20 protein-coding genes are annotated in these 24,979 nt (G+C 67.8%); 14 read left to right on the plus strand and 6 right to left on the minus strand.

The features are described from left to right. Positions 1-28: 28 nt before the first annotated feature. The gene (locus tag GGR25_RS03405; protein WP_210299788.1) at positions 29-1,018 is read left to right on the plus strand and encodes an ABC transporter substrate-binding protein; all 990 of its coding nucleotides are present in this window, start codon (positions 29-31) and stop codon (positions 1,016-1,018) included. Between the two features lie 45 nt (positions 1,019-1,063). Here the strand turns inward: GGR25_RS03405 and GGR25_RS03410 are convergent, their stop codons facing one another. The 3 genes from GGR25_RS03410 to GGR25_RS03420 form a co-directional block, all read right to left on the minus strand. Further along, positions 1,064-1,729, minus strand: coding sequence for a glutathione S-transferase family protein (locus GGR25_RS03410; RefSeq protein ID WP_183397295.1), 666 nt, complete (start codon positions 1,727-1,729; stop codon positions 1,064-1,066). A 128-nt stretch (positions 1,730-1,857) separates the two neighbouring features. Beyond that, positions 1,858-2,613 (minus strand): RlmE family RNA methyltransferase, encoded by a 756-nt coding sequence (locus GGR25_RS03415; protein WP_183397296.1) that lies wholly within the window; start codon positions 2,611-2,613, stop codon positions 1,858-1,860. Further along, positions 2,610-3,878: a Ppx/GppA phosphatase family protein gene (locus tag GGR25_RS03420; RefSeq protein WP_343067955.1), complete on the minus strand. Its 1,269-nt coding sequence runs from the start codon at positions 3,876-3,878 to the stop codon at positions 2,610-2,612. The genes GGR25_RS03415 and GGR25_RS03420 overlap by 4 nt, the downstream gene beginning before the upstream one ends. 777 nt (positions 3,879-4,655) lie before the next feature. Between GGR25_RS03420 and GGR25_RS03425 the strand changes: the two genes are divergently transcribed. The 3 genes from GGR25_RS03425 to GGR25_RS03435 all read left to right on the plus strand — a co-directional run bounded on the left by GGR25_RS03425 (position 4,656) and on the right by GGR25_RS03435 (position 9,362). Continuing rightward, positions 4,656-6,482 (plus strand): heavy metal translocating P-type ATPase, encoded by a 1,827-nt coding sequence (locus GGR25_RS03425; RefSeq protein WP_183397297.1) that lies wholly within the window; start codon positions 4,656-4,658, stop codon positions 6,480-6,482. A 42-nt stretch (positions 6,483-6,524) separates the two neighbouring features. Then, complete coding sequence (locus GGR25_RS03430) at positions 6,525-7,775, plus strand: MgtC/SapB family protein (RefSeq protein ID WP_183397298.1); 1,251 nt, start codon at positions 6,525-6,527, stop codon at positions 7,773-7,775. Between the two features lie 78 nt (positions 7,776-7,853). After that, on the plus strand, positions 7,854-9,362 hold the full coding sequence (locus GGR25_RS03435) for a CHAD domain-containing protein (protein ID WP_183397299.1): 1,509 nt from the start codon (positions 7,854-7,856) through the stop codon (positions 9,360-9,362). 30 nt (positions 9,363-9,392) lie between these two features. Here GGR25_RS03435 and GGR25_RS03440 read toward each other — a convergent pair whose 3' ends face one another. Beyond that, positions 9,393-10,355, minus strand: a complete 963-nt coding sequence (locus tag GGR25_RS03440; RefSeq protein ID WP_183397300.1) for a phosphate acetyltransferase — start codon at positions 10,353-10,355, stop codon at positions 9,393-9,395. A 346-nt stretch (positions 10,356-10,701) separates the two neighbouring features. On the opposite strand from GGR25_RS03440, the gene GGR25_RS03445 reads away from it, so the two are divergent. From GGR25_RS03445 to GGR25_RS03460, 4 genes are all read left to right on the plus strand, one after another. Then, positions 10,702-11,829: a substrate-binding domain-containing protein gene (locus GGR25_RS03445; protein ID WP_183397301.1), complete on the plus strand. Its 1,128-nt coding sequence runs from the start codon at positions 10,702-10,704 to the stop codon at positions 11,827-11,829. An 84-nt stretch (positions 11,830-11,913) separates the two neighbouring features. Next, positions 11,914-13,467 carry a sugar ABC transporter ATP-binding protein gene (locus GGR25_RS03450; protein WP_183397302.1) on the plus strand — a complete coding sequence of 518 codons (1,554 nt, stop codon included), beginning with the start codon at positions 11,914-11,916 and terminating at the stop codon, positions 13,465-13,467. Continuing rightward, complete coding sequence (locus tag GGR25_RS03455; protein WP_183397303.1) at positions 13,464-14,528, plus strand: ABC transporter permease; 1,065 nt, start codon at positions 13,464-13,466, stop codon at positions 14,526-14,528. The genes GGR25_RS03450 and GGR25_RS03455 overlap by 4 nt, the downstream gene beginning before the upstream one ends. A 5-nt stretch (positions 14,529-14,533) precedes the next feature. Further along, positions 14,534-15,499 carry an ABC transporter permease gene (locus GGR25_RS03460; RefSeq protein WP_343067956.1) on the plus strand — a complete coding sequence of 322 codons (966 nt, stop codon included), beginning with the start codon at positions 14,534-14,536 and terminating at the stop codon, positions 15,497-15,499. Between the two features lie 206 nt (positions 15,500-15,705). On the opposite strand, the gene GGR25_RS03465 is transcribed toward GGR25_RS03460, so the two are convergent. Next, on the minus strand, positions 15,706-16,395 hold the full coding sequence (locus GGR25_RS03465) for an RraA family protein (protein ID WP_183397304.1): 690 nt from the start codon (positions 16,393-16,395) through the stop codon (positions 15,706-15,708). 101 nt (positions 16,396-16,496) lie between these two features. On the opposite strand from GGR25_RS03465, the gene GGR25_RS03470 reads away from it, so the two are divergent. Continuing rightward, the gene (locus tag GGR25_RS03470; RefSeq protein ID WP_183397305.1) at positions 16,497-17,651 is read left to right on the plus strand and encodes an alpha-hydroxy acid oxidase; all 1,155 of its coding nucleotides are present in this window, start codon (positions 16,497-16,499) and stop codon (positions 17,649-17,651) included. 21 nt (positions 17,652-17,672) lie between these two features. After that, complete coding sequence (locus GGR25_RS03475; protein ID WP_183397306.1) at positions 17,673-18,524, plus strand: amidohydrolase family protein; 852 nt, start codon at positions 17,673-17,675, stop codon at positions 18,522-18,524. Positions 18,525-18,898: 374 nt separating this feature from the next. Here GGR25_RS03475 and cysS read toward each other — a convergent pair whose 3' ends face one another. Then, a complete protein-coding gene (cysS, locus tag GGR25_RS03480; protein ID WP_183397307.1) occupies positions 18,899-20,482 on the minus strand; it encodes a cysteine--tRNA ligase in 1,584 nt (527 codons plus the stop codon). 334 nt (positions 20,483-20,816) lie between these two features. On the opposite strand from cysS, the gene GGR25_RS03485 reads away from it, so the two are divergent. From GGR25_RS03485 to GGR25_RS03500, 4 genes are all read left to right on the plus strand, one after another. Then, positions 20,817-21,002, plus strand: coding sequence for a hypothetical protein (locus GGR25_RS03485; protein ID WP_183397308.1), 186 nt, complete (start codon positions 20,817-20,819; stop codon positions 21,000-21,002). Between the two features lie 81 nt (positions 21,003-21,083). Continuing rightward, on the plus strand, positions 21,084-23,369 hold the full coding sequence (locus tag GGR25_RS03490; protein ID WP_183397309.1) for an NADP-dependent malic enzyme: 2,286 nt from the start codon (positions 21,084-21,086) through the stop codon (positions 23,367-23,369). Positions 23,370-23,382: 13 nt separating this feature from the next. Then, positions 23,383-23,973 carry a hypothetical protein gene (locus GGR25_RS03495; RefSeq protein ID WP_183397310.1) on the plus strand — a complete coding sequence of 197 codons (591 nt, stop codon included), beginning with the start codon at positions 23,383-23,385 and terminating at the stop codon, positions 23,971-23,973. Positions 23,974-23,996: 23 nt separating this feature from the next. Beyond that, on the plus strand, positions 23,997-24,947 hold the full coding sequence (locus tag GGR25_RS03500) for a cation diffusion facilitator family transporter (RefSeq protein WP_183397311.1): 951 nt from the start codon (positions 23,997-23,999) through the stop codon (positions 24,945-24,947). Positions 24,948-24,979: the final 32 nt, after the last annotated feature.

The raw sequence follows: 24,979 nt of genomic DNA on the forward strand, positions 1-24,979 counted from the left end.
TCCCCACAAGAAACCAAGGGAACACATGATGAAGCCAAACGTCCGAAACCTCGTCCGATCGGCGGCTGCCGCGGCGCTTGCCGGCGTGGTCGCGCTCTCGGCTGGCCACGCCTCGGCCGCCGACAAGGTGTCGCTACGCCTCGCCTGGCTGCTCAACGTCCAGGGCGCCGGCTATGTCATGGCGAAGGAAAAGGGCTTCTACGCCGATGCCGGCCTCGACGTCGACATCCTGCCGGGCGGCCCGAACATCAACTCGACGGCGCTCGTCGCGACCGGCGCCAACACCTTCGGCACCAATGATTCCGGCCAGGTGATCTTCGGCAAGGCCGAGGGCATGGACCTCGTCATCGTCGCCGCCTGCTTCCAGAAATATCCCGGCGGCGTCCTCTCGCTCGAGAAGACGGGCATCAAGACGCCGAAGGACCTCGAAGGCAAGACGCTCGCCTACAACGAGGGCGGCCCCTGGGCGTTCACGCAGGCCATGCTCGCCAAGGAAGGCGTCGACATGTCCAAGGTGAAGGCGGTCGTCGCCATGGGCAACGAGATCCTGATGAACGGCAATGTCGACGCCAAGACGGCCTTCATCGTCAACGAGCCGATCTCGGTCGAGCTCGCCGGCTTCAAGACCGCGACGCTCGCCCCGGCGGATTACGGCGTCAACGCCTATGCCGAAGCGATCTTCACGGCCAAGGACTTCGCCGAGAAGAACCCGGATGTCGTGAAGCGCTTCGTCGCCGCCACCGTGAAGGGCTGGGACTATGCGCTCGCCCATCAGGACGAGGCCGTCGCGGCCGTGCTCAAGCTCGGCGAACAGCTCGATCCGGAGCAGCAGAAGCGCCAGCTCGCGCTGCAGAAGGACTTCATCGTCTCGCCCTTCACCGAGAAGAACGGCACCTGCGCGTTCAGCGGCGACACGATCAAGGAGACGCAGGACGTCCTGCTGAAGTATGGCGGCCTCAAGGCCCCGATCGCGATCGACGAGGTCTATTCGACGGCGTTCCTGCCCAAGAAGGACTGAGCCGCGGCCACCGGGTGGGTCGCCGTTCCAGTGCGGCGACCCGCCTCAGGCCGGCTTCCGAGCCCGCTCGCTGGCCAGCTGAACGACGGGCAGCTGCGGTGCCTCCAGCCCGGCGAACGGATCGGCCCAGGCCGGAATGGCCTGAAGCCGGTCGTACCACGCCTGCAAGGCCGGAAATTCCTCGAGCGGCAGGCCAGCGACATCGTTGTAGGGCAGAAACGTCGCCATGCGGAAATCCGCATAGGAGAGGCCGCTTCGCAGCAGGAAGTCGCGGCCCGACAGTTCCGACTCCAGCATGACGGCCGACTGGCGGAACTGGGCGATCCCCTCCTCGACCTTGGCCGCGTCGACCGGCCCGAAGCCGTAGCGCTGCTTGGTGCCGAACTCGAAACTCACCTTGTCGCAGGCAGCGACGAAGCGGCCTTGGCCCCAGCTCAGCCAGCGGATCATGTCCGGCTCCTCGTCGTCGGTACGCCAGAATCCGGTCCCGGAGAGCCGCGACAGGCGGCAGGCGATGGCGTCGGCCTCCCAGAGCGCGCCCGTCGGCTCTTCCAGGATGGGAAGCAATTGGCTCGGGTTCAGCATCCGGAACTTTTCCGCCTGGTCCGGCGCGAACGGGGAGGCAAACGAAAAGGCAACCGGCGAGCCCAGATGCCGGGCGACCGCCACGGCGAGCCGCGGATTGGGATTGCGACTGAAATACAGTCTCATGGCGTCCGTTCCCCCAGCGATGAACTCGACGCTCAGCAGGCTGCCCCCATGACGTGGTTTATTCAACCGTCCGGGTATCCAAGACAGCAGGATGGCAGATCGGACGCCCAGGCCGACGGCATCGCACCTCAGGGCTGCCAGCCGCTCCCGTCCTCACCCGCATCGCCCGGCTCCGCGTCCGCGTCGACATCCGCCTTGCGGCCTTTGAAGCCCTTGGCCAGCACGAACAGCTCGACCGAGCCGGCGCGGCTTGCCGGCGGCTTGATGTGGTGCACGGTCGCGAAGTTCTGCTTCAGCGTCGTGAGCAGGCTACCCTCGGCGCCGCCGCGAAACACCTTCGACAGGAAGTGGCCGCCGGGCCGCAGCACGTTGAGCGCGAAATCGGCGCCGACCTCGGCGAGGTAGATCGTGCGCAGATGGTCGGTCTGCTGGTGGCCGGTGGTCGGCGCGGCCATGTCGGAGAGCACCACGTCCGCCGGACCGCCGAGCGCCTGTTCGAGCAGGGCCGGGGCGTCCTCGTCGAGGAAATCCTTGATGAACAGCTTCACGCCGGGAAGCTCGTCCATTTCGAGATAGTCGATCGCGACCACGCGCGGATCGGCGTCGGTCGAGCCCACGCGCTGCACGGCGACCTGCGACCAGCCGCCCGGCGCGGCGCCGAGATCGACCACGCGCTTGCCCGGCGCCAGAATGTGATGCTTGTCGTCGATCTCGATCAGCTTGTAGGCGGCGCGCGAGCGATAGCCCTCGCGCTTGGAGCGCGCGACATAGGGATCGTTCAGCTGCCGTTCCAGCCAGCGCTGCGACGAGGCGGTGCGCCCGCGTGCGGTCTTGACCCGGACCGTGAGCTCGCGCCCGCCTGATCCCTTGACTGGTCCCTTCATGCCGGACGTTCCGTTCTCGGTGTCTGCGGACGGCGCCAGACGCCGTCCTCCGTCATCATTTCAACCAGGATGCCTTCGCGCAGGCCCCGGTCCGCCACGCGCAGCCGCTCGCAGGGCCAGCGCCGCCGGATCGCCTCGAGGATCGCGCAGCCGGCGAGCACGAGGTCGGCGCGCTCGCGTCCGATGCAGGGATTGGCGATGCGCGCCTGGTAATCCATGCCGGTGACGAGCGTCATCATCCGGTCGACCTCCCCGGCCGACATCCAGGTGCCGTCGACCTTGCGCCGATCATAGCGCGGCAGCCCGAGATGGACGCCCGCCAGCGTGGTCACCGTACCGGACGTGCCGAGCATGTGCAGCTTGCCGGCCGAGACCGCCGTATCGAGCGCGGCGGCGTCGGGAAAGGCGAGCAGCATGTCGGCGACTTCCGCGACCATCGCCTCGAACACATCCGGCGTCACCATCTCGCCGCCATGGCGCTCGGAGAGCGTCACCACGCCGACGGGCAGCGACGCCCAGGTGCGGATCCGATCCGACATGCGCCGCCGGTGGCGCTCGGCCGGCCGCGTCAGGTCGACCCAGACCAGTTCCGACGAGCCGCCGCCAATATCGAACAGCAGCGCTCCATTGGTGGTCGGGTCGATCAGCGACGCGCAGCCAGAGACGGCGAGCCGTGCCTCGGTCTCGCGCGAGACGATTTCGAGCGACAGGCCCGTTTCGCGCCGGACCCGGTCGAGGAAGGTGCGGCCATTGTCCGCGAGGCGGCACGCCTCGGTCGCGACGAGGCGCGTGCGGCGCACGCCGCGATCCTTGAGCTTGGCGGAGCAGATGCGCAGCGCCTCGACGGCGCGCTCCATGGCCGCTTCCCCCAGACGACCGGATGAGCCGACGCCCTCGCCGAGCCTCACGATGCGCGAAAAGGCATCGACGACGCGAAACCCGCGCTCGCGCGGCTGCGCGATCAGCAGGCGGCAATTATTGGTGCCGAGGTCGAGCGCCGCATAGAGGCCGTCACGGCCACCGGACCGCATCGTGACCGGGTTCGATACGGCGGAGTTCGGTCGCGGCGCGGCCGCGGGGGCCGCCTTCTGCGCCGCCGGCCTTGCGTCCTCGGCCCGTCCCGCCGGGGGACGCGGCTGGCCGGGCGCGAACACGGGTCCGCGCTTCTTGCTGCGGCGCCGTCCCTTGCGCTTGCCGCCGCCGGGCGCACCGCCCTCAGGCGGACGCGCAGCTACGCCCTTCCCGACAAGGTCCGCCCGGTCCACGGGCGGTCCTGTGACGGGCGCACCCGAATCCGCGCGGTGCGGATCCTCGCCCGATATGGTCAATGTTCGATCCTCGGCCGCGCAGGCTCAAACCACGAGAAAGGCTCGGCGCGCAGCTCATCACGAGTGCCTTAGTTGGCTCCAAGTGTAAGCATGCGAACCACCCCGCACAAGGCGCATGCGGACATGCCCCGCCGGCCGTGGCCGCAGGGTTTCGAGAGAAGAGGTCGCGCGGGGCGGCCGAGTGCCTGCGCGCGGGCGGCGCGCCGGCTGAAGATGATGGATGAGGTGCCCGAGCCGCCCGCTTGAGGCAGCCGGCGCCCCACGCCGACGAGATCTGCGACCGGTACCGATGGACCGTGGGTGTTTCGTTGCTGGGTCACCCGGCGGCAAGTCCCACGCCAGCCTCCTCCTTACGGAAGAAGCCGAACGCCCGCCGCTGGCCCGCGTGTACGGACCCGGCGCATCGGAGTTCCGGCCGCCCTTTGGAGCGAGGCTCGTGACCCCTCGCCCCCAAGGCCCGCCGAGCCCCACCCGCAAACGGAACGACCGGTTCGCCCTCTTCGGTGGGTGGGGATGAGGCAAGTATGCGCCCGGCGAGAGGGGGCGGGGATAGATTATTTTCCCGCGAGGCAGAAAGCCTGGCGTGCGCAAGCGGCTTCCGCCGCCCGACCGAGTGCGAAGCCACCCACAGGCGCTCCCCACCGTTGACGAGCGCTGTCCCGAAGGCGCTAGACTGGAATCATTCCAGGTCTTGGCGGAGATCGGCGGCCCATCATGAAGACGATCTCGCGGCGGGCGCTGGCGCTGGCCGCCATCCCGGCCCTCTCGCTCGTCATCGGCCTCGTGCTCTATTTCGCGGGCCTTGCCGACGCGGCCGGGTGGGCCTGGACCGCCGGCATCGTGCCGGTGCTCGCCTATCTGCTGTGGACCATCGTCACCAGCCTCGCCAAGGGCGACATCGGCCTCGATATCATCGCGGCGCTGGCCATGGGCGGGGCGATCGTCGGCGGCGAGCCGCTGGCCGGCGTGGTCGTCGCTATGATGTATGCCGGCGGCGGCGCGCTGGAGGATTTCGCGCAGGGCCGGGCACAGGCGGAGATGACCGCCCTGCTCGCCCGCGTGCCCCGCGCCGCCATGGTGTATCGCGCCGGCGAGCTGGTCTCCGAGCCGATCGAGAAGCTGGCGCCGGGCGATCGCATCCTCATCCGCCCCGGCGATGTCGTGCCCGCCGACGGCGCAATTGCCGGCGGGCCGGCCGTGCTGGACGAATCGGCGCTGACGGGGGAGTCGCTGCCGGTGACACGGGCGGACGGGGCGCAGGCGCTCAGCGGCGTGACCAATAGCGGCGCGGCCTTCGACCTGATCGTCACCAAGAGCGCCGCCGACAGCACCTATGCCCAGATCACGCGGCTGGTCGAATCGGCCCGCCGCTCCAAGGCGCCGATGGCCCGCCTCGCCGACCGCTATGCGCTCGGCTTCCTCGCCGCCACGCTCGCGATCGCCGGGGCGGCCTGGGTTCTTTCCGGCGAGCCGCTGCGTGCCCTCGCCGTGCTGGTCGTCGCAACCCCCTGCCCGCTCATCCTCGCCGTTCCGGTGGCGATCGTCGCCGGCATGTCGCGCTGCGCCGGGCGGGGCATCATGATCAAGACGGCGCGCACGCTCGAAATGCTGCCGCGCGTGAAGACCCTGCTCGTCGACAAGACCGGCACGGTGACCGAAGGCCATCCCGGGATCGAGCGTGTCGAGCCCGCCGGAGGACGCGACGAGGGCGAGCTGATCCGCATCGCCGGCTCGCTGGCGCAGGCCTCCCAGCACGTCATCTCCGAGGCGCTGGTCGAGGCCGCCCATCGCCGCGCGATCGCGCTGGTGCCGCCGCAGGACGCCGCGGAGCAGCCCGGCGAGGGTGTGTTCGGCACGGTCGAGGGGCATGTGGTGAAGATCGGCCGCCACGCCTTCACGGCGGGGCGGCACGGCAGCGACGGCGACGTCGCCCCGCTGCCGCCCGGCGTCACCGCCCTCTCCGTCTCCATCGACGGCGCGCCGGCCGGCCGCATCCTCTTCGCCGACCGGCTCCGTGACGAGGCGCCCGCGACGCTCGCGGCGATGCGCGAGCGGGGAATCGACCGCATCGTCCTGCTGACCGGCGACCGCGCGGATGTCGCGGAGGGGATCGGCGCGCGGCTCGGCGTCGAGAAGGTGATCGCCGACGCGTCGCCGGAGGACAAGGTCGCCGCCGCCATGGCGGAGAAGAAGCTGGCGCCGACGATGATGATCGGCGACGGCATCAATGATGCGCCGGTGCTCGCCTATGCCGATGTCGGCGTGGCCCTCGGTGCCCGCGGCGCGGTCGCAGCGTCCGAGGCCGCGGACATGATCGTCATGGTCGATCGGCTCGACCGCGTCGCCGAGGCGCTGGCCATCGCCGGACGCGCCCGGCGCATCGCGCTCCAAAGCGTCTTCGCCGGCATCGGCTTGTCGGTCCTCGGCATGATCGCCGCGGCGCTCGGCTATCTGCCGCCGGTGGCCGGCGCGCTGGCACAGGAGGCGATCGACCTCGCTGTGATCCTGAACGCGCTGCGCGCCCTGCGCGGCGGCCGCTGAGGCGCGTTTCGCCCGACACGGCGTTTGGCGTATCAAGGACCTATGGATACGGATCTCGCCCTGCGTCTGCTGCTGTCGCTCGCCATCGGCCTCGTGGTCGGCCTCGAGCGCGGCTGGCGCGAGCGCACCGCCGAGCCCGGCAGCCGGACCGCGGGCCTCCGCACCTATATGCTGATCGGGCTCCTTGGCGGCGTCTTCGCCGCGCTCGGTCGCGTGCTGCAATCGCCGATCCTGATCGGGATCGGCTTTCTCGGCTTCATCGTCGTTTTCGCCTGGTTCAAGCGCGCGGAATCGCGGGCGGACGAGGATTTCAGCGTCACCGGCACGATCGCCGCGATGCTGGTGTTCGCGCTCGGCGCGCTCGCCATTCTCGGCGACGCGGAACTCGCCGCAGCCGGGGCGATCGTGACGGCGGCCGTGCTGGCGAGCCGCGAGAGCCTGCATGCCTTCATCGCCGAGATCACCTGGGTCGAGCTCCGCGCCACGCTGCTTCTGCTCGGCATGGCGCTGATCGTGCTGCCGATCCTGCCGGACCACGCCTATGGCCCCGGCGGCTCGCTCAATCCGCGCGAGATCTGGATGTTCAGCATCCTCATCGCCGGTCTCTCCTATGCCGGCTATGCCGCTATGCGCATCATCGGCCCCTCCAAGGGCATCGTCGTGACCGGGCTGACGGGCGGCCTCGTCTCGTCGACGGCCGTCGCCGTGGCCTTCGCGCGTCGCGCCGCAACGGGAGAGGATGCGCGGCTGCTTTCGGCCGGTGCCGCGATCGCGGGCGCCGTCTCGCTCAGCCGCGTCACCGTGGTGGTCAGCCTTGTCGAACCGACGCTCGTGCCGTATCTGGCGCCGCCCGCCATCGCCGCTGCCGCGATCTTTCTGGCGCCCGCGCTGTGGTGGGCGCTGAAGAAGGGCCCCGCGGGCGAAGGCGGCATGAAGCTCGGCAATCCGTTCGAGCTGACCCCCGTGCTCGGCTTCGCGGCCCTGCTCGGCGCCATCGGCTTCCTGAGCGGCTGGCTCAGCGCCAATTTCGGCGCGAGCGGCCTGTTTCCGCTCGCCGCGATCTCCGGCCTCGTCGATGTCGATGCGATCTCGCTGTCGACGGCGCGCCAGGCAAGCCAGGGGCTGGACCTCTCCACGGCGGCGACGGCGATCCTGATCGCGCTCGGCGTCAACGCCACCGCGCGGGCCGTCTATGCCGCGATCATCGACCATGGCGCGTTCGCGATCCGCCTCGGCCTTGTCTCGGCGGCGGCCATTCTGGTTGGCGGCGCGGTAACCCTCGCGATCGGCTGAGCATCGCGGCGCTGGTCCGACGGACGCGGCTGGCGCATAGTCTATCCGCGACCCCCGACCGGCCGCAGGAGAGCTGGCGTGCTCAAGCGATTGTCGTCTGCCCCGCCTTCGCTCGGTGTCGAACGCGAGATTAAATTCGCGCTCGATGCACGGGCGGCCGGGCGTCTGCGCGGCGACCCGCTGCTCGCCGATATCGCGCCCACATCGCGGCGTCAGGTCTCGCAATATTGGGACACCGAGGATCGGGCGCTGCGCGCCGCCGGGCTGTCGCTACGGCTGCGGCACTTCGACGACAGGACCATGCAGACGATCAAGCGCGAGGCCGACCTCGCCGCCGGCCTGCTCGCGCGCGTCGAGGACGAGATACCGCTCGACGGCACGACGCCAGACCTCGACGCCCTCGCCCGCCATGTCACGCCGGAATTCCTGGCGGCAGTCTCGAACCGCTTGCAACCCCTCTTCGATGTCGATGTCGAGCGCACGCAATGGCGCTTGCAGCGGGTCGGCAGCGTGCTGCAGTTCGACCTCGACGAGGGCGTGATCCATGCGGGAGAGCGCGAGCAGGCCGTGCTCGAACTCGAGATCGAGCTCGCCGAGGGCGGTGCCGCGCCGCTATTCGAGGTGGCGCGCGAACTCGGGCGGCGCATCCCGCTGACCCTCGTCTTCTGCACCAAGTCGGATCGCGGCTACAGCCTCGTCGGGGGCGCGCCCTGCACGCCGCGACGCCCGCAATCAGTGCCCCTCGGGCCGGCAGCGACGCGCGCCGACGCCTTCCGCGTCACCGCGATGGCGGCGGTACGCGCCTTCGCCATCCATGCCGCGACCTTCACCGAGCAGGCCGAGGCGGAGACCGTCCACGCCATGCGCGTGGCGCTGCGCCGGCTGCGCACGCTGATCCGCTTCGATGCGGACCTCTTTTCGGCGCGGGAAGCGCGGGCGCTGCGCCGCGAGATCGGCTGGATCTTCACCCGGCTCGGCGCGGCGCGGGATCTCGACATCCTGATGGCCGAGACGGCCGCCTGGCCGCCCTCGACGCTTTCCGACCACGCGCTTGCGCAGTTGCGCCGCGCCCGCCATGTCGCCTATCACGCCGTGGCCGAGGCGCTGGCCGCCCCGCGCTATCGCCGCGGCCTGCTCAATTTCGTGGCGCTGGTCGAATGCGGCGCCTGGGCCAGCCGCCCCGCAGCGACGAAGCCGGCGCGCGAAGGCGCCGACGCGGCGCTTGCGCGGCAATGGCGCGCGATCCATGACGCCGGACGGCCGTCGAAGCTCTCCGAAAAGCGCCGTCACAAGCTCCGAATTCACGCGAAGCGGCTCCGCTATGCCACTGATTTCTATAAGACGCTCTATGACGACGATCGCGCGGCCAAGCGCAGCGCCGCCCTGATTTCCGCGACGACGGCGCTGCAGGATCTTCTCGGCCTGCTCAACGACCGCGCGATGATGAAGGCGCTCATCGCCGAGCGGCTGCCGTCGATCGCGCGGCGGAGCCTGCCGCCGCCGACCGGGCGGAACGAGGCGGAACTGCTGGCCGAGGCCGACGAGGCCTATCGCCGGCTGCGCGGCCGGAAGCCGTTCTGGGACTGAGCCCGAGCCGACCGGGACGTTTCTTCCGCGTCAGGGAATGGCGGCCGATGCCTTGGCGGCGCGGGCCGCCGCCACCAGCACGGCGACCGCGCAGGAGGCGAGCCGCGTCAGCTCCGAATCGGCCCGGCTGGTCAGGATGATCGGCACGCGCGCGCCGAGAATGATGCCGGCGGCATCGGCGCCCGCGAGGAAGGAGAGGCTCTTCGCCAGCATGTTGCCGGCCTCGAGGTCGGGGACGACCAAGACGTTGGCGCGGCCCGCGACGGGCGATGTGATGTGCTTGATCTCGGCCGCTTCGACATTGATCGCATTGTCGAGCGCGAGCGGCCCGTCGATCAGCGCGCCGGTGATCTGGCCGCGATCGGCCATCTTGCACAATGCTGCGGCCTCGATCGTCGACGGCACTTTCGGATTGACCGTCTCCATCGCGCTCAGGATCGCGACCCGCACCTCCTCGACGCCGAGCGCATGGGCGAGGTCGATCGCGTTCTGGACGATGTCGACCTTCTCCTCCAGCGTCGGCGCGATGTTGACGGCGGCATCCGTGATGATGAGCGCGTCGTCGTGGCCCGGCACGTCCATGATGAAGCAATGGCTGATGCGGCGCGCGGTGCGCACGCCCGTGTCGCGCGCGACGACGGCGCCCATCAGTTCGTCGGTGTGCAGGCTGCCCTTCATCAGGCCATCGGCGCGGCCGGCGCGCACCAGCGCCACCGCCTTGTCCGCCGAATCGTGGCTGTGCTCCGATGCCACGATCTCGAAGCCGGCGAGGTCGAGCCCAGCGCGCGCCGCGACATCCATGAGACGCGCGGGCGGCCCGACGAGGATCGGCACGATCAGGCAGAGCTTCGCCGCCTGGATGGCGCTTTCCAGCGAGACCGCGTCGCAGGGATGGGCAACGGCGACGCGAAGCGGCTTCAGCGCCTTGGCGGCGGCGACGAGCTGCTCGTATTTGCGATGGTCGGAGCGCTGCGGCGCGGGCATGTCGGGCATCGGGACGTTCCTTGCTGCCGGTCGAGCGTGCCGAAGTCGCGCGCCACAAGCAATGCTAACGGCGCCCCTGCCACAGGGTTTGACATGGCGCAACGGCCTGCGGCGAAGAGAACCGGCATGAGTTTTCTTTTCACATGTGAATTGCAATCCGCGCCGAAATTCTGATTAAGATCGTCGCGACCGGGATGGCGAGAGGAGACCGAGCAATCGGGCTCGCGGTCCCGGAGGGGGAGGAGCATTTCGCGGCCGTTTCAGGCCTTGCGATGTTAGCGCTCATCCTGCTCGCATAGGAGGGTCGCCCGGGCTGTCATCCGACACCCGCAAGCGACGTCAAAGGGAGAGAGACATGAAGGTCAAAGCACTTCTGATCGCAGCCGGCGTCGGCCTCGGCATGCTGTCGAGCACCGCATTCGCCAAGGGTCCGGAGGTCGTCAGCGGCCCCGGCTATGAAGAAGCCTGCTTCAAGCCGTGGAATGCGGAAACGAAGTTCTTCAAGTGGCCGGCCAAGCCCGGCCCGTACAAGATCGCCCTGGTCAACGGCTTCGTGGCCAATGTCTGGCGCATCCAGATGATCCAGACCGCCAAGGCCTATGCGGCCCTGCCGGAAGTGGCCAAGGAGCTCAAGGAGTTCAAGGTCGTCTCCGTCGGCACCGACATGGCCGCCCAGCTCGGCGCCGTCGAGGACTTCATCAACCAGGGCTTCGACGCCGTCCTGATCGACCCGAACACGCCCACCGGCTGGGATCGCGTCATCCGCCTCGCCAACCAGAAGGGCACCGTCCTCGTCGGCTTCGACAACGGCATCGAGTCGAAGGACATCCCGGCGGTCGCGCAGGACCAGATCGACCTCGGCAAGATCTCCGGCGAGTGGATCGTCAAGAACGTCGGCAACAAGGGCAAGCTGCTCGAAGTGCGCGGCGTTGCGGGCACCTCGGTCGACAATGAGCGTCACCAGGGCTTCCGCCAGGTCGTCGAAGCGCCCGGCAACTCGTTCGAAGTCGTCGAAGTCGTCGGCAACTGGGCACCGGGCGACTCGCAGAAGGCGACCGCCGACGCGATCGCCGCGCATGGCAAGTTCGACGGCATCTTCACGCAGGGCGGCTCCAACGGCACCGTCCAGGCCTTCCTCGATGCGGGTCAGCCGCTCGTTCCGATGGCCGGCGAAGGCGAGAACCTGTTCCGCGTCCAGATGGCCGAGCTGCAGGACAAGGGCCTGAAGGGCCTCTCCTACGGCCAGTCGCCTGCCCAGGTCGCGATCGCCATGAAGGCGGCCATCGCCGCGCTCCAGGGCCATCCGATCCCGCAGCTGACCTCGGTTCCGAACCCGGTCGTCGACTACACGACCCAGAAGGCCGGCGAGGACTACTTCCCCGAGCTGAAGGGCGACTTCTTCGCCGCGAATGCGTTCCCGCCCTGCGACATCAAGTTCACGGCGCCGCAGATCATGTCGCAGTCGGGCGACAACACGAAGTAATCCGTCTCGGATACCGCCATTGCACCGCCGGCTGACGCCGGCGGTGTCCCTTCGTCGCGGAACATCATGCCGGGAACGTCCGCAATGACCATTGCCACCACCGCGCCGCGCCTCAAGCTCTCGGGCATCTCGAAAGCCTATGGCGGCGTGCGCGCCCTCACCGACGTCGAATTCTCTGCCGCGCCCGGCTCTATCCATGCCGTTCTCGGCGAGAACGGCGCGGGCAAATCGACCCTCATCAAGATCATTTCCGGCGTGGTCGTGCCCGATCAGGGCACCATCACCTTCGAAGGCCAGAACGTTCGCTTCGCGACGCCCAAGGATGCCAATAATGTCGGCATCGTCTCGGTCTTCCAGGAACTCTCCGTGCTGCCGGACCTTTCGGTGGCTGACAACATCTCGATCGTCGGCCCGCCGAAGCGGATGGGCCTCATCGATCAGCGCGCGCAGCGCCGCCGCGCCGAGGAGCTTCTCGCCCGTGTCGGCTGCGAGGACATCAACCCGCTCGAGCGCGTGCGCAACCTGCCGCTGTCGCGCCGGCAGATGGTCGAGATCGCCAAGGCGCTGGGCCGCGATCCGAAGCTGCTCATCCTCGACGAGGCGACCTCCGCCCTCACCGCCTCGGATGTCGAGCGCGTCTACGAGATCCTGCACAAGCTTCGCCGCGACGGGCTGACGCTGCTCTACATCTCGCACCGCATGCACGAGATCCAGGAACTCGCCGACACGATCTCCGTGTTCCGCAACGGCCGCTACGTCTCGAGCTTCGCCACCGGCGACAAGACCGAGGACGAGGTCGTGCAGATGATGATCGGCCGCGAGGTCACGAGCGTCTATCCGCCGAAGCCCGTCCGCACCGCGCCGGTCAAGCCTGCCCTCGAAGTGAAGAACCTTTCCTGGACGGACCGGCTGAAGAACATCTCCTTCGGCGTCGGCCCCGGCGAGATCGTCGGCCTCGGCGGTCTCGACGGCCAGGGCCAGCGCGAACTGCTGCTGGCGCTGTTCGGCGTGCTGAAGAGCGTCGAAGGCCAGGTGACGGTGAATGGCCGCAACGCCAAGGTCTCGAGCCCGCGCGCCGCGACGCGGTCCTCCGTCGGCATGGCGCTGATCCCCGAGGACCGCAAGACCGAGGGCCTGATGCTGCCCATGTCGATCGGCGACAACATCTCGCTGACGATCCTCGGACGCATCGCGAAGGGCTTCGTGATCGATCGCTCGGAAGAGGCGAAGCGCATCGCCGAGATGATCCAGAAGATGCAGATCAAGATCGGCGCCGTCGGCGACGCCGTCGGTACGCTCTCGGGCGGCAACCAGCAGAAGGTCGTCATCGCCAAATGGCTGCTGACCGGCGCCAAGATCCTGCTGCTCAACGATCCGACGCGCGGCATCGATGTCGGCACCAAGCAGGAGATCTATCGCCTGTTGCGGAACCTCGCCGACGCCGGCACTGCGATCGTGCTCTATTCGACCGATTATGACGAGCTCATCGGCTGCTGCGACCGCGTGCTGATGCTCTATGACGGCTCGATCGTGCGCACGCTCGAAGGCGACGCGATCTCCGAAACCAACATCCTCGCCAGTTCGTTCAACTTGTCCGTCGGGGCAAAGACCTCCGGACGGGAGCCCGTCTCCGCATGAAAGACCTGAAGCTTCGCATCACGCAGAATATCGGCCCGATCCTGGCGCTGATCCTGTTCCTGATCCTCTACGTCTTCTATTCGAGCCTGCATCCGCGCGGCTTCACCTCAGACCTGTTCGTCCAGAACTCGAACGAGGCGCTGACGCTGATCCTGCTCGGCATGGCGCAGACGCTGCCCGTGCTGCTCGGCGGCATCGACCTGTCGGTCGGCCCGCTGATGACGCTGGTCAACTCGCTCGCCTCGCACCTCGTCTCCGGCTCGGCGGTCGAGATCGTCGCCGGCATGATCGCCTGCCTCGTGGTCGGCGCGCTCGGCGGCCTGCTGAACGGCCTGATCGTCGTCTATGGCCGGCTGCAGCCGATCGTGGTGACGCTGGCGACCGGCGCCGTCTTCTCCGGCATCGCGCTGTTCCTCCGCCCGACGCCGGGCGGCACGGTCGACCCGGACCTCAACTGGGTCGCGACCAACGCGCTCGCCGAACTGCCGGCCACCTATGGCTGGTGGCCCAATGGCTCGCCCGCCTGGTTCCAGTTCATCCAGGGCATCCCGATGCCGATCATCATCCTCGTCGTGATCGTGCTCGTGGTCTGGATCCCGTTCCGTCGCTCCGAGACGGGCCGCGCCTGCTATGCGGTCGGCTCGAATGAGGGCGCGGCCTATATGTCGGGCGTCAAGATCGAGCGGGCCAAGCTCGCGGCCTATACGCTGGGCGGCCTCTTCGCGGGCCTCGCCGGGCTCTATTTCGCGATCCAGACGGGCAGCGGCAATGCCGATCCGATCCAGGCCGGCACCTATACGCTGAACTCGATCGCCGCCGTGGTGATCGGCGGAACCTCGCTCTTCGGCGGCGCCGGCGGCGTCATCGGCACGATCTTCGGCGTCGCGGTGCTGCGCTCGATCACCTTCTGCTTCCGCGTCGTCGATTCCGACTCGGCGATCGGCTTCCTCGCCAATCCGCTGCTGCAGCCGATGTTCGAGGGCCTGATCCTCCTGCTCGCCGTTTCGATCGGCGCGGCCGGAATATTCCGCATGAAGAACCGTCTCTCGATATTCAGGTAGGCACCGTGGCAAACACTTCGCTTTCCGCGGTCGTCCGCTCGATCGACAAGCCCCTGCTCTTCGCGGGCGCCTTCATCATCGCGATCCTCGTCGTCGGTTCCGTCTATACGATGGTCACCGCCGGCACGCTGACGCTGCTCTCGCCGACCTATCTGCTGCTGCAATTGAAGGTCGCGTCGTTCCTCGGCATCGTCGCCTGCGGCATGATGCTGGTCGTGCTGCTCGGCCATATCGACCTGTCGGTGCCGTGGACCATGGCGGCATCGGCCATGATCGCGGCCGCCGTCGGGGGTCCCTGGGCCATGCCGATCGGCCTCGGCGTCGGGCTGCTGATCGGCATCGTCAACGGCATCGGCGTCGCGTATCTGCGCGTGCCGTCGATGATCTTCACGCTCGGCGTCAATGTCGTGCTGCGCGGGCTGATGGTCATGCTGACCGGCGGCTTCTCGCCGTCGAGCCAGCCGACCGATCTGATGCTGTTCCTGTCGAAGAACGACGTGCTCGGCGTGCCGAACCCGGTCATCATCTGGGCGCTGGTCTGCTTCGCCGTCGCCTTCATGCTGAAGCGCACGCCGCTCGGCCGCTACATCTATGCGATCGGCAACCGCGAGTCGGCCGTCTATCTCTCCGGCATCAACACCCGCCTCGTGCTGGTGGCGAGCTTCGCGCTCTGCTCGATGCTGGCGGCGCTCGCCGGCATGCTGCTCGCCGGCTATTCCTCGAAGGCCTTCCAGGCGATGGGCGATCCCTATCTCCTGCCGGCCATCGCGGCGGTCGTCATCGGCGGCACCAACATTCTCGGCGGCTCCGGCAAATTGTCGGGCACGGTGGTGGGCACGATCCTGATCGTCTTGCTGCAGAGCGTGCTCTCGGTGATGCAGATGCCCGAGGCCGGGCGGCAGATCATCTATGGCGTCGTGATCATCGCCATGCTGCTCGCCTATGGCCGCGGCGGCCGCTTGAGGCTGTGAGGCGGCGCGGGAAAGCGAGGAGAAGGATGGCGCGGCGGGCGCAGCTGCCGCGCCGTTCCTTCACCTCTCCCAGAGGGAGAGGTCGGACCGGAGGTCCGGGTGAGGGGTTACGGCCCTTTCCGGAGAATTCCCTAACCCCTCACCCGCCGGCTTCGCCGTCGACCTCTCCCTATGGGAGAGGTGAACGATCGAGCCGCCACCCGCCCCTACTCCACCTCCACCACGCGATCCGAATCCAGCACCGCCTGGACGAAGTCCGGCAGCGTCAGCCCGGCCTTCACCTTGGCGTCGAGGCTCGCCTCGGCAGCCTTGACGGCTTCGAGGCGGGCGATGACCTCGCCGGCGCGGCGACGCGGGATCACCACCACGCCGTCCTCGTCGCCCACGATGATGTCACCGGAGGCGACCGGCACGCCGCCGACGACGATCGGCAGGCCGACCGTCCCGGGGCCGCTCCGTGCCGGGGAATTCGGCGTCAGCCCGGCCGCGAAGGTCGGCAGGCCGACGGCGCGAATGCCGACGAGATCGCGGATCAGCCCGTCGGTGACGAAGGCAGTGACGCCGCGGTTCTTCGCCATGCCGAGCAGCAGATCGCCCGTCACCGCGGTCGCCGTGAAGCCATCCGTCGCCGCGACGAGCACGTCGCCGGGACCGGAGATGGCGAGCGCGCCGAACAGCGCCAGATTGTCGGCCGGCCCGCAATCGCAGGTCACCGCCACGCCGAGCACCGGCCCGGCGAGGGGGATCATCGGCTTGATGCGATAATCGAGCCCGCCGCGCCCGCCCATGGTGTCGACGACGAAGCCGGTCGGAACGCCGGCCAGCGCCGCCAGTTCGGCTGCATCCGGCCGATCGAACTTCCGGCGGATCGTCAGCACCGGCGGGTCCTTGATCATCGTATCCTCCCTCGTCGGCCGACGCTTTCGATCGGCGCGCCGGCTCCACTCCCTTGCGTTTCCTTATTGCCGATCGCACGCGGATTGGCGAGGCTCCGGGCATGAGCGAGCGCTGGAAGAAACAGGCCTTCTCGATCGCCGACATGCGGCGGCTGGCGAAGCGTGCCCTGCCCCGCCCCGTGTTCGATTTCGCGGATGGCGCGGCCGAGGACGAGGTGACGCTCGCCCGCAACGAGGCGGCGTTCGGCGACTGGAGCTTCGTGCCCCGCCCGCTCGATGGTCCGGCGACGCGCGACCTCTCGGTCGAGCTCTTCGGCCAGCGTCTCGCTTTGCCCGTGATGATCGGCCCGACCGGGCTCTCGGGCCTCTTCGCCGTCGATGGCGAGCGCGCGGCGGCCCGCGCCGCTGCCGCCGCCGGCACCGCCTTCTGTCTCTCGCACGCCTCCGTCTGCACCATCGAGCAACTGGCAGAAACCGGCATCGCGCCGCGCTGGATGCAGATCTTCGTCTATCGCGAGCGCGCGTTCACGCAGTGGTTCGTCGAGCGCGCCGCGGCGTCGGACTATGACGCGCTGGTGCTGACCGTCGACAACCAGCTTCTCGGCAACCGCGAACGGGACCTCCGCAACGGCTTCACGATCCCGCCGACTTTCTCGCTGCCCGACATGGTGGCGATGCTCGGCAAGCTGCCCTGGCTGCTCGCCATGCGGCGCGAACTGCCCAAGATCACCTTCGCCAACTATATCCGCCCCGGCGAGGCGGCCGACCTCGCCTCGCTTTCGAAACGCATGGCCGGACTGCTCGATCCCGGCCTCTCCTGGCGCGATGTCGACTGGCTGCGCGGGCTCTGGACGAAGCCGCTGATCCTCAAGGGCATCTTGAGCCCGATCGAGGCGCGGCGCGCGGTCGAGGCCGGCGTGGACGGCATCATCGTCTCCAACCATGGCGGGCGCCAGCTCGACGGCGCGATCTCCGCGCTCGATGCGCTGCCGGCCATCGTCGAGGCGGTGGATGGCCGCATTCCCGTGCTGCTGGATGGCGGTGTGCGACGGGGCGGCGACGTCGTCAAGGCGCTCTGCCTCGGCGCCGCCTGCTGCCTGATCGGCCGGCCGCAGCTCTTCGGTCTCGCGGTCGGCGGCGAAGCCGGCGTCGCCCATGTGCTCGACATCTACCGCCGCGAGATCGACCGAACCATGGGCCTCCTCGGGGCCGCCCGCATCGCCGACCTCGAACGCGGCCATCTCGTGAAACAATAGAAACGACAAGAGGGACAGGACATGCCCGAGTTTCCCATCATCGACAGCCACGTCCATCTCTATGACGTGCAGCGCCTTTCCTATGGCTGGCTCGCCAATGTGCCGAAGATCGACCGCAGCTTCGATCTCGCCGATTTCGACGCGGCGCGCGGCCCCGTCGATGTCGAGAAGCTGGTCTTCGCCGAGGTCGCCGTCGATCCGGGCCTCCACATCGACGAGGCCGAATTCATCCAGCACATGGCCGATGCCGACCCGCGCCTCGCCGCCTCCGTCGCGCACGCGCCGCTCGAGAAAGGCGCGCGCGTCGAGGCCGACCTCGAGAAGCTCGCCGCCCTGCCGACCGTGCGCGGCATTCGCCGCCTGATCGAGACCGAACGCGATCCGTCCTTCGTGCTGGCGCCGGGCTTCCTCGAAGGGCTGCGCCTGCTGCCGAAATTCGGCTTCACCTTCGATATCTGCGTCAAGCACTGGGCGCTGACCTATGGCATCGAGCTCGCCCGCCGCTGCCCGGAGGTTTCCTTCGTGCTCGACCATATCGGCAAGCCCGACATCAAGAACGGCCTCCGCGAGCCCTGGTGGAGCCAGATGGTGGAGCTCGCCGCGCTGCCGAATGTCGTCTGCAAGATCTCCGGCGTGATCACCGAGGCCGACCACCAGACCTGGAAGGCCGAGGACGTGAAGCCCTATGTCGCGCACGCGATCGAGGTCTTCGGCTTCGACCGCGTCATGTATGGCAGCGACTGGACCGTCTCCGAGCTGACCCACCGCTATCCCGACTGGGTCGCGATCCTCGACGACGTCGTCGCAGGCGCCAGCGAGAGCGAGCGGAGGAAGCTCTATCGGGATACCGTGACGCGGGTTTACCGGCTGTAGGAGAGCGGGACGCCAGCGCGTCTACCGGCCTCCGACTGAAGCCCGCAGGGCAGGCAAGGCGCCCGAGCCGTCCCCTCTCCCGCGAAGCGGGGGAGTCAGGGAGGGGGCTGCAGCCGTGACGCCAGGGCGTCACCGCATGGCGACCCGCACGATGGCACGCCGACCCGGACGCTCGCCGCGATCGCCCCACGCACTGCCGTCATCCCGGGCTCGACCCGGGATGCCTGCAGCCGAAGCGCCAGACGCGGAAACGCCTCAGGCTGGATGGATCCCGACTTGCGTCGGGATGACGGAGATTTCGCGGTTAGGAGCGTGCTCCACGCCGGACCCGAATCCTCTCCCCTTGCGGGGAGGGAGAAGAGGGCGCCCTCGCCTCAGCGCTTCACTTCCCAGGTCGTGACAATCTCGCCCGTCCCCGGATCCTTGGCGTCCTTGAGCGCGATGCCCATCGCGTCGAGTTCGTTCCGGATACGGTCGGCCTCGGCGAAGTTCTTCGCCTTGCGGGCATCGAGGCGGGCAGTGATGAGGTCTTCAACCGCGCCGATATTGATGCCCTGCTCAGTTGCGCTGCTCGTCTGCTCGCGTTCTTCAATCGCAGCAAAGGCGCTCTCAAGACTCAACTCGATATCGCGCTGGTGATCAATCGCGACCTTCGCAGCATCGTCAACTAGATCGTCGAAGCCGAGCAACTTCAGCGAGGCCGCGAGTTGGCCACCAGCTTCTATCGCACGGGCGCGATTTGAATAGTTGCGAGCGTCGCGCACCAGCTGCCAGACTGCAGCGAGGGCAGCAGGCGTATTGAGATCATCAGCGAGAGCACTCACAACGTCGTCCGAAGGGTACGTGGGGACAGCGAGCCGGATCCCCCTGCGAAGCCCCTCGATCTCGGCCGCTGACTCCATCAGCCCCTTCTCGGTCCAATCAATCGGCTGGCGATAATGCGCCTTCAGCATGTTCAGCCGGGCGATTGAACCCGGATAGCTCCAGTTCTTCAGCCGATCGAGAACCTCCCTGATCGTCACGAAATTCCCGAGGCTCTTGCTCATCTTCTCGCCTTCGACTTGCAGGAAGCCGTTGTGCATCCAGATCGAGGCCATGCGGGGGGAGTTGAAGGCGCAGCAGGATTGGGCGATTTCGTTTTCGTGGTGCGGGAAGACGAGGTCGATGCCGCCGCCATGGATATCGAATGTGTTCTTCGTCGGGTCGTCGCAATTGAGCCCGCCGCCGAAGGGCTCCAGCAGCTTCGCCATCGACATGGCCGAGCATTCGATATGCCAGCCGGGCCGGCCCCTGCCCGCGATGCCGGCCGGTGACGGCCAGCCGGGCTCGTTGTCGGCGGACGGCTTCCACAGCACGAAATCGGTCGCGTCGCGCTTATAGGGCGCCACGTCGACGCGCGCGCCGGCGATCATCTCGTCGAGCGAGCGGCGCGCCAGCGCGCCATAGCGCGGCAGCACGCCATCGAGCGCGTCCATCGCCGCCGGCGAGAACAGCACATGCCCTTCCGCGACATAGGCGACGCCGCGCTGCACCAGCCGCTCGATCATCGCCTTCATGCCGTCGATGTGCTCGGTCGCGCGCGGCTGCTCGCTCGGCGGCAGGCAGCCGAGCGCCGTCACGTCGGCCTGGAACTGCGTGTTGGTCTTCTCGGTGACGCGGCGGATGGCCTCGTTGAGCGGCAGATCGGGATAATCGACCGCGGCGCGCGCGTTGATCTTGTCGTCCACGTCCGTGATGTTGCGGACATAGGTGACGTGATCCGGCCCGTAGAGATGGCGCAGCAGGCGGAAGAGCACGTCGAAGACGATGACGGGCCGCGCATTGCCGATATGGGCGAAGTCATAGACCGTGGGGCCGCAGACATACATGCGCACATGCGGCTTGCCGTCGGCGTCGTGGAAGAGCGGCTTGAGCTCGTCCTTTTCCTTCGTCAGCGTGTTGTAAAGGCGAAGCGTCATCGTCGACCCCGAAGTGAGGAACCCATCAGGCGGGGCGCACTTCTCGGGATGGATCGGGCCGAGACGGAGCGCCCGGCCAGCTTGCGCTAACCGGCCAGGACGTCGCGACAGAGGCAGAGAAGGGCGCGTCGGCAAGCCATCATGCGGGGGTGATCGCCGATTTCCACAGCGCGGTCAAGACACTGTGAACTGTGACCGGATCGTGGCCGATACTTCCAATTTTAATCAAATCGCAATCAATCCGAACGATATCTGAATGCGTGTTTCAGGGCTCGTTCAGCGCCGAAAAGCGAGAGTTCGAGCGGGTCCTGTCGACAAGTTGGAGTATCAAGTCATGGCCACGCGTTCCTTTCTGGTCGTTACCCTGTTCGCCACAATCTTCGGCATCGGCATGGCCGAGCTGGTCCGCCCCTCCCTGCATCGCGATCTGGCCGATGGACGCAATTCGATGCTGGGCCTGTGCCTGAAGAGCGGCATCGGCTGCGGCGTCGTTCCCGGCGGGCCGGTTCGCAACCTCTGAGCCTCGCGCGGGCGCGGTCGATGTTGTAGGAGAGGTCGAGCCGCCAGATCGCGCGGCGACCTTTCAGACGGCAGGCAGAACATGACCGAAAGAGGCCGGACGGACGCCGATCTCGACCAGAGCGCCCTCTACTACCACCAGTTCCCGGAGCCCGGTAAACTCGAGATCCGCGCGACCAAGCCGCTGGGCAACCAGCGCGATCTGGCACTCGCTTATTCCCCCGGCGTCGCCGCGCCCTGCCTCGCCATCGCGGACGATCCTGCCAAGGCCTTCGACTATACGTCCCGCGGCAACCTCGTCGCCGTGATCTCCAATGGCACGGCGGTGCTCGGCCTCGGCGCGATCGGCGCGCTGGCCGGCAAGCCGGTCATGGAAGGCAAGGCCGTCCTGTTCAAGAAGTTCGCCGGCATCGATGTATTCGACATCGAAGTCGACGAGCGCGAGATCGACAAGTTCGTCGATGTGGTGGCGGCGCTGGAGCCGACGTTCGGCGGCATCAATCTCGAAGACATCAAGGCGCCCGAGTGCTTCGACATCGAGACGAAGCTCCGCGCACGCATGAAGATCCCGGTCTTCCACGACGACCAGCACGGCACGGCGATCATCGTCGGCGCCGCGGTCACCAATGCGCTCGGCATCAAGAACAAGCCGATCGAGGAGGCGAAGATCGTCGCCTCCGGCGCGGGTGCGGCCGCCCTCGCCTGCCTCAACATGCTCGTCTCGCTCGGCGCGAAGCTCGAAAACATCACCGTCTGCGACATCGAGGGCGTGGTCTATGAGGGCCGCACCACGCTGATGGACCGCTGGAAATCCGCCTTCGCGCGGAAGACCGACAAGCGGACGCTCGGCGAGGTCATCGACGGCGCGGACATCTTCCTCGGCCTCTCGGCGGCCGGCGTGCTGAAGGCCGACATGGTCCAGCGCATGGCGGATCATCCGCTGATCCTCGCGCTCGCCAACCCGACGCCGGAGATCATGCCCGAGATCGCGCGCGCGGCGCGGCCGGACGCGATGATCTGCACCGGCCGTTCCGACTTCCCCAATCAAGTCAATAACGTCCTCTGCTTTCCTTACATCTTCCGCGGCGCGCTCGATGTCGGCGCGACGACGATCAACGAGGAGATGAAGCATGCGGCGGTGCGCGCCATCGCGGCGCTCGCCCAGGAGGAGCCGTCGGATGTCGTGGCGCAGGCCTATGGCGGCGTCGAGCGAACCTTCGGACCGGATTTCCTGATCCCCTCGCCTTTCGACCAGCGGCTGATCCTGCGCATCGCGCCGGCCGTGGCGAAGGCGGCGATGGAATCGGGCGTCGCGACGCGCCCGATCGCCGATTTCGACGCCTATATGGACCGCCTGACGCGTTTCGTCTTCAAGTCGGGCCTCGTGATGAAGCCGCTCGTCGCGGCGGCGAAGAAGGACGTGAAGCGCGTCATCTATGCCGATGGCGAGGATGAGCGCGTGCTCCGCGCCGCGCAGGTCGCGATCGAGGACGGCCTCGCCGCCCCGATCCTCGTCGGCCGTCCCTCGGTCATCGCGACGCGGTTGAAGCGCTTCGGCCTCAAGATCCGGCCCGATGCCGATTTCGAGGTGATCAATCCCGAGGACGATCCGCGCTATCGCGACTATGTCGACCTTCTGCTCGAAAAGGTCGGCCGGCGCGGCGTCACGCCCGACGCCGCGCGCACCATGGTGCGCACCTCGACGACGGCGATTGCGGCACTCGCGCTGGAGCGCGGCGAGGCCGATGCGATGCTGTGCGGGCTCGAGGGGCAGTTCCGCACCCATTTCAAGATGATCCGCGAGGTCATTGGCCTGCGACCCGGCAGCCGGCGCTTTGCGGCGATGAGCCTGCTCATCTCCTCGGAGTCGACGACCTTCCTCACGGATACCTATGTGAATGTCGATCCGTCGGCGGACGAGATCGCGGAGCTGACCTGCCTTGCCGCGGACCAGGTCCGCCGCTTCGGCATCGTGCCCAAGGCGGCGCTGCTGTCGCATTCGAACTTCGGCTCGCACGACACGCCGTCGAGCCGCAAGATGCGCGACGCGGTCGAGCTGCTGTGGCAGCGGGCGCCGGAGCTCGAGGTCGATGGCGAGATGCATGGCGACTCGGCGCTGTCCGAGACGCTGCGCCAGCGCGCCATGCCGAAATCGCGGCTGACGGGTGAAGCGAACCTGCTGATCTTCCCGAATATCGACGCGGCCAACATCACGCTCAACGTCGTCAAGGTGATGACCGATGCGCTGCATGTCGGCCCGATCCTGCTCGGCGCGGCCAAGCCGGCGCATATTCTCACCCCCTCCGTCACGTCGCGCGGCGTCGCCAACATGACGACGCTGGCCGCCGTCGAGGCACAGGCGAGCTGAGGAGCAGCGCGGCATGACGGCTCGCGACGACAGCACGGCGAGCGATCCGCATGCCGTGTCGCTCTATCTGAGCGACATCCACAATTTCTTCCAGACGCCGGAGCTCGACCCCTTCCTCGGCGAGAACCTGGAAGATTCCGGCATCGAGCAGTTGATGGACACGCTGAAGGCGCGGCCCGGCCTCGCGGCCCGCGTCACGCGGATCGTGATCCATCTGCCGGAAGCGAAGATCGAGCCCGGCCTGATCGGCAAGACGCGGGCGGCGATCATCGCCTATTGCAACGCGCAGATCCGCGTCTGCCAGCAGCGCAAGCGCGACATCCATCTGCAGGCCCGCCGGGCGCTGCCGATCGGCTTCGTGTTCTGGACGGTCTGCTTCGTGCTCTCGCTGTTCTTCGAGCAGGTGCTCGGCTCCGAGACGGCGCTCGGCCGCGTCTTCAGCGAGGGCTTCATCATCGCCGGCTGGGTCGGCCTCTGGCATCCGGCGGAGCTGCTGCTCTACGAATGGCGCCCCTATGCGCGCTCGATCCGCCTCTATGAGCAGATCCGCACCATGGACGTCGCGATCGTGTCGTGGGCGGAGAAAAGCGCAGTGGCGGGCTGAACCACACGAGGCCGGCAGCGACGATGAACGTGAAACACCATCTCGGCTTCGATAGCGAACAGGCGGTGTTGCGCACGTCGATCGCCGTGACCACGGTTGTCGCCGGGTTCGGCATCGCCTTTGGCATCCTGTCGGGATCGTTCTCGATCGCCTTCGACGGCATCTATTCGCTCGCCGATGCGAGCATGAGCGTGCTGGCGCTGGTCGTCTCCAGGCTCATCGCGCTGTCCGCCGATAGCTCGCAAATGTCGGGCAAGCTGCGCGACCGGTTCACCATGGGCTTCTGGCATCTGGAACCCATCGTGCTCAGCCTGAACGTCACGCTGCTGATGGGTGTCTCGATCTATGCGCTCGTCAATGCGATCGGCAGCCTGCTGGCCGGCGGGCGCGTGCTGGAGTTCGATTTCGCGATCCTCTACGCCGTCGTGACGCTCATCACCTGCGCGACGATGGCGATCCTGGAAACACGCGCGGGCAAAAGGCTGCGGTCCGATTTCGTGAAGCTCGACGCGAAGTCCTGGGTGATGTCGGGTAGCATCACGGCGGCCCTGCTGATCGCGTTCTGCTTCGGCTATGCCGTCGAGGGCACGCGGCACGCCTGGATCGCGCCCTATATCGATCCCGCCGTCCTCGCCATCGTCTGCGTCGTGATCATTCCGCTCCCCATCGCCACGCTGAAGCGGTCCCTGTCGGATATCCTGCTCGTCACGCCGCAATCCCTGAAGCGGCATGTCGACGAGGTCGCGGCCGCGACCGTCGCGAGGCACGGCTTCCTGTCCTATCGCGCCTATCTCGCGCGCGTCGGGCGGTTCAAGCAGATCGAGCTCTATTTCATCGTCGCGGCGGACACGCCGGCGCGGAATATCGGCGACTGGGACCGGATCCGCGATGAGATCGGCGAGGCCATCGGCGGCGAGGGCAATGATCGCTGGCTGACGATCGTCTTCACCGGCGACATCGAGTGGGCCAGCTGATCACAGGCAGCAGCGCCGCGCGCGGGCGCCCC

The organism is Kaistia hirudinis, from assembly GCF_014196455.1.
In the GTDB taxonomy this organism is placed as follows: domain Bacteria; phylum Pseudomonadota; class Alphaproteobacteria; order Rhizobiales; family Kaistiaceae; genus Kaistia; species Kaistia hirudinis.